10 protein-coding genes and 1 pseudogene are annotated in these 15,173 nt (G+C 45.1%); all 11 read right to left on the bottom strand.

What is annotated here, in order from left to right:
• Positions 1-213 (bottom strand): annotated as a pseudogene (locus ACH2DQ_RS29575) (hypothetical protein); the annotation flags it as partial.
• Between the two features lie 38 nt (positions 214-251).
• Positions 252-1,667 (bottom strand): ABC transporter substrate-binding protein, encoded by a 1,416-nt coding sequence (locus tag ACH2DQ_RS29570; RefSeq protein ID WP_394912389.1) that lies wholly within the window; start codon positions 1,665-1,667, stop codon positions 252-254.
• A 254-nt stretch (positions 1,668-1,921) separates the two neighbouring features.
• Positions 1,922-3,484 (bottom strand): response regulator, encoded by a 1,563-nt coding sequence (locus tag ACH2DQ_RS29565; protein ID WP_394912390.1) that lies wholly within the window; start codon positions 3,482-3,484, stop codon positions 1,922-1,924.
• A 39-nt stretch (positions 3,485-3,523) separates the two neighbouring features.
• The gene (locus ACH2DQ_RS29560; RefSeq protein WP_395028852.1) at positions 3,524-5,353 is read right to left on the bottom strand and encodes a sensor histidine kinase; all 1,830 of its coding nucleotides are present in this window, start codon (positions 5,351-5,353) and stop codon (positions 3,524-3,526) included.
• Between the two features lie 161 nt (positions 5,354-5,514).
• Positions 5,515-6,141: a hypothetical protein gene (locus tag ACH2DQ_RS29555; RefSeq protein WP_394912392.1), complete on the bottom strand. Its 627-nt coding sequence runs from the start codon at positions 6,139-6,141 to the stop codon at positions 5,515-5,517.
• Between the two features lie 57 nt (positions 6,142-6,198).
• A complete protein-coding gene (locus tag ACH2DQ_RS29550) occupies positions 6,199-7,557 on the bottom strand; it encodes a hypothetical protein (RefSeq protein ID WP_394912393.1) in 1,359 nt (452 codons plus the stop codon).
• A 424-nt stretch (positions 7,558-7,981) separates the two neighbouring features.
• Positions 7,982-9,511: an FGGY-family carbohydrate kinase gene (locus ACH2DQ_RS29545; protein WP_394912394.1), complete on the bottom strand. Its 1,530-nt coding sequence runs from the start codon at positions 9,509-9,511 to the stop codon at positions 7,982-7,984.
• Between the two features lie 198 nt (positions 9,512-9,709).
• Positions 9,710-11,104, bottom strand: coding sequence for a hypothetical protein (locus ACH2DQ_RS29540; RefSeq protein WP_394912395.1), 1,395 nt, complete (start codon positions 11,102-11,104; stop codon positions 9,710-9,712).
• Positions 11,105-11,305: 201 nt separating this feature from the next.
• Complete coding sequence (locus ACH2DQ_RS29535; protein ID WP_394912396.1) at positions 11,306-12,355, bottom strand: substrate-binding domain-containing protein; 1,050 nt, start codon at positions 12,353-12,355, stop codon at positions 11,306-11,308.
• 36 nt (positions 12,356-12,391) lie between these two features.
• Positions 12,392-13,885, bottom strand: coding sequence for a sugar ABC transporter ATP-binding protein (locus tag ACH2DQ_RS29530; RefSeq protein ID WP_394912397.1), 1,494 nt, complete (start codon positions 13,883-13,885; stop codon positions 12,392-12,394).
• 64 nt (positions 13,886-13,949) lie between these two features.
• Complete coding sequence (locus ACH2DQ_RS29525) at positions 13,950-14,987, bottom strand: ABC transporter permease (RefSeq protein WP_394912398.1); 1,038 nt, start codon at positions 14,985-14,987, stop codon at positions 13,950-13,952.
• Positions 14,988-15,173: the final 186 nt, after the last annotated feature.

Raw genomic sequence — 15,173 nt, 5'->3', positions numbered from 1 at the left:
GAAAAGCCCCCAAAATTCCCCGTGTCCCAAAATCTGGATATAATTTTTCAGTCCCACAAAATCGGATTTCAGCATTCCGTCCCAGTTTGTAAAACTTTTTATGACAGCTGCTGCCACGGGTACTCCCCTGACAGCAGCTATAATAATCAACACCGGCAATATGGAAAGCCATCCCTGAAGTGCTTCTCTGTTACAGCATCTTTTTTTCTTCATGTACAGGCTCCTCCCCGCTCACATGCCAAAGCCTCCGTTTACTGGAGCTCCTGCACTTTTTCATCCAGTTTCTGAGCCAGTTCATCGGGCGTCATTTTACCGGTAACAGCAAGGGTTCCAAGAGAGAAACACTCATTTGCAATATCAGGTACCATACTGTTATCTGTCCAGTAAGAATAATTTTGGGCGATATTATACACTTTTTCCATTACACTGTCCCCTTCCCAGCCAAGATCTTTGAGGGTAATATCCTTTCTCAGCGGAAGCATCGGATAATTTTTCAGCAGTTTCAGATGGTTTTCTTTGTTGCTTAAGAAAGAACAGAATTTTACTGCCAATTCCGGATTCGGGCAGTAATTTGCAACTGCAAGCACCTGTCCCGAGCCTCCGATTGCCGTATTGCTTTTGATAACAGTTTCATCATAATCCGGCAGTATGTAAAATCCAACCTTTTCATTTCCAAGGGCCTCCCTCACTACCTGTAGGATACCGGAAGTAACTCCGCCCAGCATAGCTGCATCCCCTTTTAAAAACCTGGATAAGGCATCCTGTGAGCTGGCGTAATCCTCGTTAACATACCCTTTATTGAACATCTCCTGGGCTTTCAGAAACGCATTTTTAAAGTTCTCATCCTCAGAGAATTTCTTTTCTCCTTTGCTCTCTGCCGCAATGTCTTCATTACTGGTTTTCTGTACCCACCAGGTTGCCATATCCATGGTAACCAGAGAATTTACCCCGGCGGAATCTGCAATGATGGGAAGGATTCCCGCATCTTTAATCTGCTGCAGCATCGCCATAAATTCATCCACTGTCTTAGGCGGATTCCCTTCCAGATCCACACCTGCCTTTTTGATAAGATCGGTATTGTAGATAAATCCGCAGATCTCCGTACCTGCTGCCGGATAGCCCAGTATCTTTCCGCCTTCTTTAAAATCTTCCGTAACCACATCCCAGCCCATAAGATTTTCCTTATCTTCCGGAGGTATCATATCCGAAATGTCCAATACCACATCCTTTAATGCAAATATCGGCTGTCCGGACCAGAGATTGACAATATCGGGACCGCTTTTTGCAAGTGCTGCAGCTTTATAAGACTGGTGCGCTGCACCCTGGTCAGGAAGCAGTGTAATCTCTACTTTAACTCCCGGGTTCTCATTCTCAAATTCATTACAGATCTGAGTGATGGGCCACTCTTCCTGAGGCTTTTTCTTGTCTTCATCAGAAATATAAGTCGCAAGCCAGATACTTAATACTTTTTCGTTTTGCTCTGTTTCCTCCGCTTGTTTGTCTTCCTGCCTGTCTTCTGTTGCTGCCTGTTCCACCTGTCCTTTACTCTCTGTTGCTGCTGTGGTGTCTGGCTTTGGTGATTCCTGCGTGCTCTGACATCCCGCTGCCATCAGTCCCAGGACTGCAGCCAGTCCAAGTGCCATAAATCTGTTTCTTCTCTTCTTCATGAAAATCCCCCTTTTCTTTTAAACGCGCACGAAAGCGTGTTATGAAATTAACTTCTGCCATTCGTTCATTGGAACTACTTGATCATGTTGTAATATTATTTTAAGATTTTCCATGCCAAAAGACAATAAAACAGATTGATACGTTCCTACAGGATATTGACCTGGGGTGGTGTAAATGTGGTGCTTATTCATTTCCATGGTAAATGACGCCGCAATATTTTGTAATCAGAACAACATATTGGAATTTGTAACATTTATCTGTGGATACTCTTCATATACGCACCCGGTGTAATCCCACAGATCTTTTTGAATGTTGTGATAAAATGACCTTCCGATGAGAATCCCAGGCATTCGCTGATCTGAGTGATCCGCCTTCCTTCTCTCAGATATTCTTTGGAGAGCGAAATTTTATATTTCAAAATATATGCAATGAGATTTTCACCGGTCTTTTTCTTAAAAAGCTTGCACAGATAGTCCGGATTCAGGTATACCTGTTTTGCAATACTCCCAAGTGTCAATTTTTCCCCTATGTTATTCTGGATATAGCGGATAACTTCCCCTATGAGAGAATCTCCGCTGTTTGCGCAACCAGCCAGATCATCCAGACTGGAGATCCATTCCTGCATACAACAGAATAATTCCTCACAGCTTCCACACTCTAAGATCCTGCCAAACATTTCTTTTAGCTTATTCTGCCTCTCCTGATTCGGCGCGGTCAGGGCAGTAAATACAGCAATAGTCTGTTTCATAGCCTCTTTTAATTCTTTTTCCGGTATCACCGGATAGTCCTGCAATAGCATATAGAGGGTCTTTACATCCTCCCGGAAAGTAGTCGTATCGTCTATAAAACGGCACCGCTCCATAGAGTTTTTGATTTTATCCTGTATTTCCCTGGTAATCAGAAGGTCTTCAAAAAAACAGAATCTGCACATGGGCTTATAAAACCGCTGGCTCAGGGCAATATCAGCCTGTTCATAATATTGGGGCAGGTCAAAATCATCCCTTGCCACCCTGACAATTCCAAAAGATAAATGCATGTCCAAATACTGGAACATGGTTAATTCCAGGCGGTTACAAATGTCTTTTAGCAGTTGTATACCCTCTTCACCGTAAGAAACCACTGCCCACAGCTTCGTACTGTCTGTCAGAAATACCTTGCCGTTCGCCATGGTTTCTATTATATTCTGACAGATTGCTGCTACGGAATACTCCACCCCTTTCACAGCGCTCAGGATTTCAACCTTTGGAATTTCAATGCAAACCAGAAAAACCGATTTATCTTCAGGACTCATAAAAGCATTTTCAAAGCGTTCCCGGACTGCCTGTTTATCCGTAATAAAGCCCCTTAGCACCAAATTCGCATATTCTCCCAGGACAGCATTGGCATTGACATAGCGGTGTTCTTCCATATCGGTATCTTCACATACCCGTTCCGCTTTTATCTCTTCCACGACCCTGGTGACTTCTTCCATTATATTCTGAGGCTCGATAGCTATTTTTAAGATATACCCGCTGACCCCCAGCTTAATGGCTTCCTGCAGATAAGACACCTCATCCACGCAGCTTAGTATCAGGAATTTGCAGTCCGGCTGTATCCGCTTTAATTCCCGGATAAAGATAAGCCCGTCCATTTTCGGCATCATAATATCCGCAAGCACAATATCCGGCACAATTTCTTTCGCCAGTGCAAGCGCCTGTTCCCCGTCTTCTGCTTCCCCAACTACCTGCAGGCCATACTCCTCCCAGGGAATAATGGAACGCATCCCTATTCTGGTCAATATTTCATCATCCACAATCATTACTTTTAACATGCTCATGTTCTTCATCCCCTTTTCTTACTGCAGGAAATACCATAGTTACGATACTTCCCATCCCTGGCTTACTGCAGGAAATACCATAGTTACAGCACTTCCTATCCCTGGCTTACTGCGAATCTCTATCACGGCTCTTCCGCCATAGTGCATCTGAATTCTCTGATTAATATTCCATAGTGCTATATTTTCCTCCTCATGGGCTTTTTCCCAGTTCTCCTTTTTATCCAGCAGTGTATCTACCTGCGCCTGCTCCATTCCAACGCCGTCATCTATGATTTCGAAGATGTAGTTTTCATTTGATCTGCGCCCTTTGATTACAATCACCCCCACCCCACGTTTGGGCAATATCCCGTGATTGATGGAATTTTCCACAACCGGCTGAAACAGCAGCTTTAAAATCATGCCGTCCATCATGTCTTGTTCCACATCAATTACATAGCTGAATTTATTCTGGAAGCGGATTTGCTGCAGATACAGATACTCTTCCACATATTTTAACTCTTCCTTCACTGTTACAAATATCCGGCTGTCAGAGAAATTATAGTCCAGCATATTAGAAAAAGCCAAAACGCTTCTGCTGATCCCCTCGGCTCCTTTTAATTTGGCCATCCACCTTATACTGTTCAGGGTATTTCGGACAAAATGGGGTTTTATCTGTGCCTGGAGCATCTTCATTTCCATCTGGTGTTTATTCTGTTCCTGCTCTTTGATCCGGGTGATGCTGTTCTTTAAATCCCCTGCCATTTCAGAAAATGCTTCCATCAGCCCTTCAATTTCATTTTTATCCACGGAAGTCTGAACCGGCATCTGAATATCCAGATTTCCCTTTCCGATCTCTTTGGTCATCTGATTCAAGATCCTCAATGGTCTGAAGATTTTCACGCGGAAAAAGACAAGCAGGATAGTAATGCAGATCACGCAGAGTAAGATCATAATATAATTCACCAGATTAATATATCTTAAGTCACTGGTCAGATCTTCCTGGGGTGAAATATTCACCATCTGCCAACCGGTATTGCATCCTTTTACTTTGACGGAATGCATAAACAGAATATAGGTCTGGTTGTGGTATGAGAATGTGTGGTATCCTTCTTTTCCCATGTTCAAAATCATCTTTTCCCTTAAATTCCAGGATAGTTCTTCATAGCCCAGCTTACTTCCATCTCCCTGGATGAGACACGCCCCTTTTTCATCAATGAGAAAAACGGATCCGTTTTCGCCAAACAGGCTTCTGGATAATAACTTTGCAAAGTAAGAGGCATCCATCCCTACCGCAATAATCCCCAGCTGTTGATCAGCTTTTAGTAAATTTGCCCCACAGTAAAGCTGTGTACCTGCTTTCGACAATATGTAATTATCATGTATGTAAAATTTGCTGGTAAATGTATAGGAATGCCAGAGCCCTTTCACGGTCTCGTCACTGCTAAACCCTTCACCCCGTGCATCCAAACGCCCTTCTTTCAGTGCAAAAGCAGATGTAAAAAATTCTCCCTTCTGGTTTTCAATGATATAGTGAAAGGGATAGGCATTTTTCGTGGCATCAGAATTTTTAACGATTTCATAGTATATCCCTGCATATCGCTGCTGAGTAGTACCCCCCTGCTCCCCGGACACATAATTTAACACTGCCGGGTTATTTGCAGCACTTTTTACAATATCAAATTGTGCCTGCAGTGCATTGCTGACACTGTAGGAAAGGCTTTCCGCCGTCTGGTCCGACAATTTATAAATCTTGCTCTCTAAAATATTCTCAAATACCGATTTATTCACCAGATTCTGTATCAGCAGCGGAAGCAGAAAAAACAGCAGCAAAAAGAAAATGAGTGAGTACTTCAGATGATACTTCAGCTTTCTTATCCTTCGTAATCCCATAGCCGTCCCCTCTTCTGTGGACTATTGTAGTAACCAGTTGTTATTCATTGTTTAGCACCTGATCACTACATTAGAGCTCTTCTAAAATTAATTTACTATCCTAATTATAGCACAATCCACCTTGAAGCAGGGATACTACTCCAAAGTGGATCTTTAAAAAATTATGCAAATTCTCTTGGATAATACTGGCGCACCTGCTTATAGAAAAGCTGGTATACCTTAATATTTTGTACTGCGATCCAACTGGCATAGGCTTCAAATCCGATTTTGCCAAACCGGGTGGAATCTATGGGGTCAGGATCCGTCACTTCAATGATCAGCTGTCCGTCGATCCTTAAAAAGCAGTGCCCCTTTACACTCCCTGCCTGGATATGATATACCTTTCCCGGAGTAAATGGAAACAATGGGGTGCCAACATTTAAAAGGTACTGGGGAGACTTTTCGATACCCGCCTTTCCTTCCCACCATCCCTGAACACCGGCTACATAAGCGATACCTCTTTCATTTTTCTCCCCATCCCAGCAGCCGTTCCACATAACATTAATATCATGGGTTGACGGTTCCAGAACCTTTGCGAAAAAATCTACCATCACATCTCCGAAAAAGTCCTGTCTGGAAATGATCATCCCCGGGTATTCCTCCGGATTCCTTCCTCTAATCCATCCATCCCGGTAATCCCACGCCCCTGTTTTCACCTCAAAATCACGATCCAGAACTTCCCCGGATACTTTTTCCTCATACAGCGGACATTCCGGATCAAACCACACCTCTTTATGCAATAACCTCATAATGATACCTCCTGTATATCACAGATAATACCCTTGATACACTTTTCCTTTCTCCAGCTACTCCACAACTTCAATGTCCAATAATCTGCAAACCGTTTTCACATCTTCAATCCAGTCTCCGTATACCATAATGATATGCTGTCCGGGTACCTTATCCAGGTATTCCTCTATGGGCATAGTCAGGGTTAAAAGTACAGCCGGAAAATCCGGTGTGGGTTCTTCCCAGCCAAGCTCGGTCCACTTAGGTGCCGCTTTTGCAGTTCCCCTTGATAAAAACAGCTTAAACTCTCCCCTGGTCTGATAAAATCTGGCAAAGGTAACTTCTCCGGTGCGGACCTTAGATACATTGCTGATTCCCGTATTAATTTCTCCAAGATTTGCAGCTCGTATTTTTACACCGTTCTCCGTAAATTCTTCCGGTATAAAACCGCATACTCCAACCAGCACTTCCTTTTCAAACACTTCATAATGTTCCATAAATGCCGCCGCATGTCCGGTGACTGCCGACAGCAATATGCTGGTAACTAAACCGTAAGCATCACATTCACAGATAACGGACAGATCTTTTCCAGCCAGAAGGCTTTGTGCAAGGCAGGGGTTCAGCCCCAAATGGTCTGTTGTTCCGTTTACACATTTAATGGAAATAGCGTCTAACTCACTTCCGTCTGCTTTACTCTTCATCGCATAATAAAGCCGGGCTGCTTTTTCCAATACCTGATCCGATATCTGATTTTCAAACTTCAGACTGCTGCGGATATCCGTAACAATCTCTGCTGCCTGTTCACTGGTGCATTGTGCCATCCGGTTCATAATCTCGTATCCGGAATAGTCCTCGATATCTATTCCTAACTTCTTAAATAAAGCCGTCTTGTCATAAGCGCAGGTATATAATCCCATATCGGCATAGCCAATCAAACCGATTCTGGATTCCCGAACCTTTTTGGCACAGGCTGCCAGGCGGATAAAATGGGCAGCTTCCTCTAAAGCAAAAGCACTGTCCGGTTTCTGCAGGATCACTTTTACGGTAAATCCAAACTCTTTGGCAACCGGAAGAAATCCGGTAATCCCTGCTGCTGCGGCAGGAGAATGAAGTTTTCCGGTCTTATCGGTAGTTCCCCCAATCCCCCATATCAAGAGAGGAATATGGGTGTAGTTTTTTAAAATGTGCATAACATAAGGCGTGATATGCCAGGATACAAAATTTAAAATAAATAAATCCACCGGACTGCCTTCGATCAGCCGACTGCACTCCCCCGCATCCTTTTCGGACATCACCTTATAACATCCCACCAGGTTACACTCCATATCCGATACTGCTTCCTGCACTTTTTTAATTACATCTTCCAGATAATCCTGGGGATACATCGCTTCCCCCAGATTAAGCATAATCACATTTAATTGTCTCGTATTTTTCACTGTTTTACCTCCCATTGGTATCCACCGAATCATGTCTTAAGCCACTGCAAATTGCAGCTTTGCTGTTTGTTTGATTTCTGCTGACATTTCCGTGTGCTGTCTTTCATAAATTCATTTTAGGGCGGATTCCGGTAAAAAACAATGAAACACCTTGCATCATAATTACAAAAAATTGACCGGTCACAATTTTGTTTCACTGTTTTCCAGATAACAATTTGTATAACCGGTCAATATTCTGTAATCATGTCAATATCCTGTAAGACTGCTTTGTCTGCAAATCTGATTTCCTGTAAGACTGCTTTCCTGTAAGCTTGCAATTTCCGATAAACCTGCATTTCAGTAAACATGCATTTCAGTAAACATGTATTTCCTGTAAGACTGCATGATCCCACAACAGGTTTGTTTAAAAAAATGCATTCCCTTATCAGCCAGTATGTTCACACACTTCCGCCTCAGATTCAAATACCGGTATAAGTGCACGGTACAGCGCCTGATAGGTCCTGTATTTCTCCTTATAGATCTCTTCCTCCTTAAAAAAGCATGGTCCGTCCCCATGTACTGCCCTCTTTACCCCCTCTTCTACCGAAGTGCAGATGCCCACTGCTGCCGCTCCCAGAATGGCTGCGCCCAGGGATGTGGTTTCCTTATTTTGCATAATGCGGATAGGCTTCCCGCATATTCCGGACTTTATTTCACACCAAAGGGGACTTGCCGCACCGCCGCCCATAGAGCGAATTTCCTCTGCTTTTACCCCAGCCATCTCCAATGTCTCCAAAATTTCTTTCAGCATATAGCCGATTCCTTCCAACACAGCTCTGGCCAAGTCTGCTTTTGTAGTCGCCAGTGTCATTCCATAGAAAACGCCTTTTGCCAGATCACAGGGGGATGGCAGTGGTTTTCCGGCAAAATGGGCGAGCAAAATCAAACCGTTACTTCCGGCAGGGGACTGCAGCGCCAGGTCATCGATCAAGTCATAGGCTGACTGTCCGGATAAATGAGCTTCTTTTTTTAATTCTTCAGCCAGCGTATCCCGAAACCATTTCAATACAATTCCGGCTGTATTGCAAAATGGCATATACAAAAAGCCATGTCCGTAATCCTTATAGATCGTAATCCGCTGGGGATTTTCAAAATCCGGAGAAGCAGTGTATGCCCCCACAACCAGCGCCGTGCCCGTGGTTTCTGTCACCATTCCTTCTCTGATATTACCGGCTCCAACCGCTGAGGCGACCTGATCCATGGCGCCTGTGGTAACAAGCGTCTTTGTGGACAGTCCGGTTTCCTCTGCCGCTGAGGCTGTAATATTCCCTGCCACTTCTCCACATCCACAGATTTGCGGCAGCTTATCTTCATCCAGTTTCGCCGCTTCTAACATCTCACCCCAATAGCATTCCTTCCGGATATCAAACCATCCGGCAGAGGATAAAAGCGACATCTCTGTGACCGCCTTACCCGTAAGCCGATAGATGAAATAATCCTCCAGCAATAAGAATTTTTCAGTCTTTTCATACACCTTAGGCTCATGTTTTGCCAGCCACATCAGCTTCGCCACCGGTGCTGCACCCGTTAATTCACCTGCTCCCGTGTGGCGGTAAATCTCATCTTCTCCCAGCTGCTCCCGCAGGCAGCGTGCCTCCTCCTTCGCCCTGGAATCAATCCAGACAATTGCCGGATATAACGCCTGACCGGAAGAATCAATGGGAATCAGGGTCTCGCCCTGGGTGGTAAAGGTAACGGCTGCTATCTGCTCCATATTTATGCCGCCGCTTCTCACTTTTTTTACACTCATGCAAAAAGTCTCCCAATAAACCTGCGCCGGAAGTTCTGCAATGCCTGCTTCCGGCGTAATCAGGTCATATTCACTGGAATCAAAAAATACCACGTCAAACAGCTCATTATAAAGGGTGCATTTCATCGCAGTTGTTCCAACATCAAAAGTCAATACATATTTCATATTCCGGCCTCCTTTTGTCTATTCTATCTTGATCTTATACCCCTTTCTAAATTCTGTCAATATATTTTGATTGTTTCTTTCATTTTTAGATTGTTCCCTTCATTAAAAAAGCGTCTTCCGGAACTTTCCGAAAAACGCTTTCCACTGTTTAGGCTTTGCACTACTTAGGCTTTGCACTATTTAGGCTTTACAGCCTGCTTAACCGATCAGGCAGAACTCCCAGCCCATTACTTCCGCCATCATCCGCAGGGCTGTCTCCCCTGCATGATAGACGATTGCACCATGATGCCCGCCGCCGGCTTTGCTGTATGCGGATAAAAATGCTGCAACCGGAATGTCCGGGCAGAACCATCCTCTCACCGTCTTTTCAAAATCAGGCGATGTTTCCGCCATTTCCACCATTTTTCCAGTTGCCATAATCAGCACGAACTTTCCTTCCGGCAATGGGTTTAAATTAACAAAAGCCGCACTGCCTTCCTTCATGCAACCGTAAAGTGCAGCCGGATTCCCAGCTGATGTATAAGGAAAGTCCAGTTCTGTAAGCAGGGGTTTTCCGGCACTGACACGCAGGTTAAATTCACCCATGTGACTTAAAAATACAGTATTTCCTTTCCAGTCCGGACAGAACATTTCTGCAAATGTTGTCTCTTCATATCCACTCATCAGCGCTGCCGTGAAAGAAGCCGTCAAAACATCCCCTTCGCCGGCATAACCGATTCCGGACGCCATGGCTTTGCAGGTCTCCATAAACGGCATCCTGGGAAGAGCAGGATTCTGATCTGTTGCCATAAAGTTCACGGTAAAAGCATCCAGTTTATTTTTCCCGATCCACTTTCTCACAGCCAGATTTACCCTGGCCGATTTTGCATATACTTCATAAGTAAGATCTCTGCAGGCAAACCGCTCACAGTCATTATCCCACTCCTCTTTTATTTCTGCATCTGTGACGCTTCCCAGGAGATTCAGACTTTCGTTAAAATCGTAGTCGATAACAGAAATCCCGGTGCTATCCTGCAGCACTTGATCCGGGAGCCTGAAATCTCCCATTCCCGCAAAAGGTTCGCCGACACGTCCAACCCGGCACTGCTTCATCCGGGCAGCCATCATTGCCCCTTTTGCCGCCTGGGCTACGTTACGGATCACGTCTGACTCCAGATAGTGTCCGGCAAATACCTCATAAGGCACCTTATTTCTTCTTAACAGGCTGCACATATCCTGCACTCCGTGAATTCCGTGGTTCTGCATGATTCTGCCTGCTCCTGAGATCCCGTCAAAGGAATAATCCGGTGTAGTATCCAGCACCAGAATCGGCAGTGTGGTATTTTTAAGCACCTGCTCTGATTCCAGAGATGGGGAATACGCCAGATGCAGTGTAATCACCGCATCTGCCCCCAGCTCTTCAAATTCCGTAATGGCTGCCTGAAATTCCTCCTGCTGCCTGCAGATATCGTGACGGATCAGTTCCAGTCCGGCATGTTCCAACTCCTGTGCAACCTGCTCCTGGAACCACTCCACATCCTTTCTGAGCCAGGCTTGCGTATCATCGTAGAGTTTTACGTAAAGACACAATAATCCTGCTTTTGGTTGTCTCATCTTATTATCCTCCTGAGCGTGCCTTACATCATTGATTCCCGCGGGCAACGAGCCAAGCGGACACGCTGGCGCGTCCATTTGGCGACTGCCGCGGGGGTTGCCGAACGTCCACTGGACGTTCGTTTAGCAACGACCGGAAGCGGAGTACATAAACCCCGCTGCAGGCAACGGGGTTTTTGACTCCGGCACGCTTCTGCACGTTTATTTATCGTAAGTATACTTTTCTTTGAACTGGTCTACATTATCTTTCGTAATGATAATGGAACCGGAATCTACAACAGGTGGAAGTGGATTAATTCCTGCATCCAGATAATTCTGTGTTACTTTCAGATTGCCGTTTACATAATCATGAAGCCATTTCACAGCAATGTAACCTTCCACATATGAATTCTGGGCAAAGGATGCCGCTACTTCTCCGCTTTCAATTAATTCCAGTGTAGCACTATCCCTGTCTCTGCCCACAATCTTAATTCCATCGATACCGGCTTCCCTGACTGCAGTAGCAGCTCCTACTGCGGACGGTGCCTGCATACCGATAATTCCCACTACATCGGGATTCGCCTGAAGTGCCGCACCTACAGCCGTGGCTGCCGTAGTCTCGTCTGCCTTATCATCCACTTCGGCAGCTATCTCAATATTCGGATGATTTTTCTCTAATTCATCCCTGCATCCTTCCATGTTGGAGATTGCAGAAGGCTGACCTCCGCTGATGAAGTTTGAAATGATAATCTTTCCCTTGTCCCCGATCTCTTTTGCCATCTGCTTCGCCATTTCCACTCCGGTATTATAGGGATCACATCCCAGGAAAGAAAGGCGGTTTGATTCTATATCCGTGTTGACGCAGATTACGGGAACACCTGCAGCAATGGCATTGTCAATAGCTGCCCCGGTCTCCTGGAACTGTCCGTGTACCACGATGCCGGTTACTTTTTTCGCTACTGCCTGGTCAATTGCTTCCGCTACTTTATCCGGTGCCAGATCCTGCGGACCTGCATAATACCATTTGGCGCCCAGACTGTGCGCAGCATCATTGACCCCAGCTTTTAATGCATCAAAAAATTCCAGCTGGTTGACAGACATGATCACTGCGTACTCTTCTCCCTCACCGGAAGCTGCCGTCTGACCGCCTGCTGCTTCTTCTGCTTTCGTTTCTGCCTTACCATCCGTTTTTTCGCTGTCCCCACAGCCTGCCATGGATAATGCCAGTACTCCTGCCAATAAGATCCCCATTACTTTTTTGTACTGTTTCATACGTAAATCCTCCTTTTTCCCTTTTATATAGTTTTACTAAGCGGTAATTCCGGACGCCAGACGCATCATGCCATTCTCTGTCACTTCATTCCCGCTGAGTTCCCCCGTAATCCTTCCATCGTGAAATACCAGTACCCGGTCACAGGCTGCCATAATTTCCGGCATCTCCGACGAGATCATGATAATTGCCTTACCTTCTCCAACAAGACGCCGAAGCAGCATATGTATTTCCGCCTTTGCCCCTACATCAATCCCTCTGGTAGGTTCGTCAATCATAATAATATCAGGATTTGCCGTCATCCACATGGACAGAAGCACCTTCTGCTGGTTTCCCCCTGAAAGGTTCCCCACTTTCTGCTTTACATCCGATAATTTGATCTGCATTTTCTGCTGGTATTCTTCTGCATTCTTTGTAATATGTTTATAATCCACAAGACCTTTTTTCACAAACTTGCTTCCGTTTGCCGCACTCATATTGTCTTCACTGCTCAGTTCCAGAAACAGCCCAAGCGTCTTGCGCTCTTTTGTTATATAAGCAATTCCGTTTCTTTTGGCATCAATGGGGCTTGTGATCTTAACTGGCTTACCGCCTATACGAATGGCACCTCCGGTCTTCTTTCTCCATCCAAAAACCGTCTCCACCACCTCAGTGCGCCCGGAACCTTCCAGCCCTGCAAAACCCAGAATCTCACCCCGCTTCAGGGAAAACGTCACATTTTTTACTTTTGAACCGCTGCAGAGGTTATCAGCCCGAAGTACTTCATCTTGTATTTTAGTAGTTCCCACCCCATAGTCGTAAACTACATCTCTGCCAACCATATACCGCACCAGATCATCTTTGGTAAGTACGGTACTGTTTGGAAATGTTGCCACATGTTCCCCGTCTTTCAAAACCGATATCTCATCAGCCAGATGCAGCACCTCATCCAGCTTGTGTGAAATATAAACGATGGAAACATCCTTTGCCTTTACCTGGTCAATCAGCTTGTACAGCAATTCTACTTCCATATCCGTCAGTGCAGAGGTTGGCTCATCCAAAATCATCAGCTTTACATTCATGGATAAAAGCTTTGCAATCTCAACCATCTGCTGGGCACCCAGGCTGATGCGGTCCATACTGTCCGTAGGTCTGATATGCCCAAGTCCGAACCTCTGAAGCAGGATCTGGGCTTCTTTATACATCTTCTTGTAGTCAATACATCTCCCTTTTTTCGGAAATCTCCCAATAAAAAGATTACTCGCCACATCCAGATGGGAAAAATTATTCAGCTCCTGGTATACAATGCCGATGCCTGCTTTTAAAGCATCTCCCGGATAGGACGGATTCAATTCCTGCCCCTCCATGATCATCGTCCCTTTGTCTCTCTTATAGGCACCGGACATAATTTTCATCAGCGTAGATTTACCAGCCCCATTTTCTCCGATAATGCAGTGGACACTGTTTTTCTTAATGGAAAGGCTGACATCATTTAACGCTTTTACACCAGGGAAAAATTTACATATATTTCTTAATTCTATTAAATTTTCCAAACTGCTTCCTCCTTTTTCGGTTTAGAGCGTGTTTTAAAATGCTTTCGTGTAGTTCAAACACGCTTTATGCAGCTGCTTTTAGTTTACGCTGCTTATTCAGCTGGTCAATGGCAACTGCGATAATTAAAATAGCTCCCTGGATCACCTTTGTATAGCTGGCGTTAATATCCAGCAGCACCAGTGCATTGCTTACAACCTGCATAATAGTAACACCAAGGACAACGCCTACCAGACTGCCCTCGCCTCCGTCCATGGAGACACCGCCAATGAGCAGCGCAACCACATTTCGAAATTCCAGCCCGGTTCCTGAGTTCTGGGATACGCTTCCCAGTCTGGCTGCCAGTGTCATACCTGCAAATGCCGCAACCGCCCCCGTCAGTGCATAGCTGATATAAATAAACTTTTTGGTATTAATTCCCGCCAGCAGAGCCGAATTTTTATTGCTGCCGATAAAGTAAGCCTCGTGGAAAAAATTCACGTATTTTAATACAAAAATACCTGCCACTATAATAATCAACATATAGATGATGGTAAACGGAACCCCCCCGGCTTCCATCCTTCCAAAGTTCTTAAATGCCGTGGGAAGATTGGATACAGTATTCCCTCCCGCAAGCACCAAAGCAATTCCCTGATACGCCATCCAGGTACCAAGGGTTGCGATCAGCGGCGTAATCTTGAACTGATTAATAATCACTGCGTTAATTGCACCCAGTACTGCGCCCGCCAGCAGCCCCGCCAGAATACCAAGCCAGGCTGGAGCTCCCGCTCCCATAGCCATACAGCCGATGTAGCTGGACAGGCACAGCGTTGATCCTACGGAAAAATCAATATTACCGGCAATGAGGGATATCGCCATTGGAATGGCGATCATCATATCCACACTCATACCCTGGATCAGGACTCTGATGTTGGCGCTGGTTGCAAAAGTGCTGGTACTGATCATCAGGAAAATCACCATAATTGCCAATATAATAGCAATGGAAAGTTCCCTCATCTCCAGTATTTTCCACAGCGTATTCTTCCTGCCTCCCCAGGCATCCTGCCCCTTTTCTTTCACTTCTTCTGGCTTTGCACTTCCTTCTTTCGTTTCTGTAACACCCATGTTTTATGTCCTCCTTTTTTGAAAATAATACCTTACCCCAATTTTACAAACCATTTTATACGCAAGTGTGTATGAAACACGCTCTAAGATTACTTCCCTCCTTTTCGAAATGCATCCAAAGCATTTTTGTAAAATATCTGTTCTTTTCGTATGGGATCATTTCCCATGGCATCCAGCATATTCTTA

The organism is Robinsoniella sp., from assembly GCF_034124845.1.
This window is presented reverse-complemented; position numbering and strand designations above follow the sequence as displayed.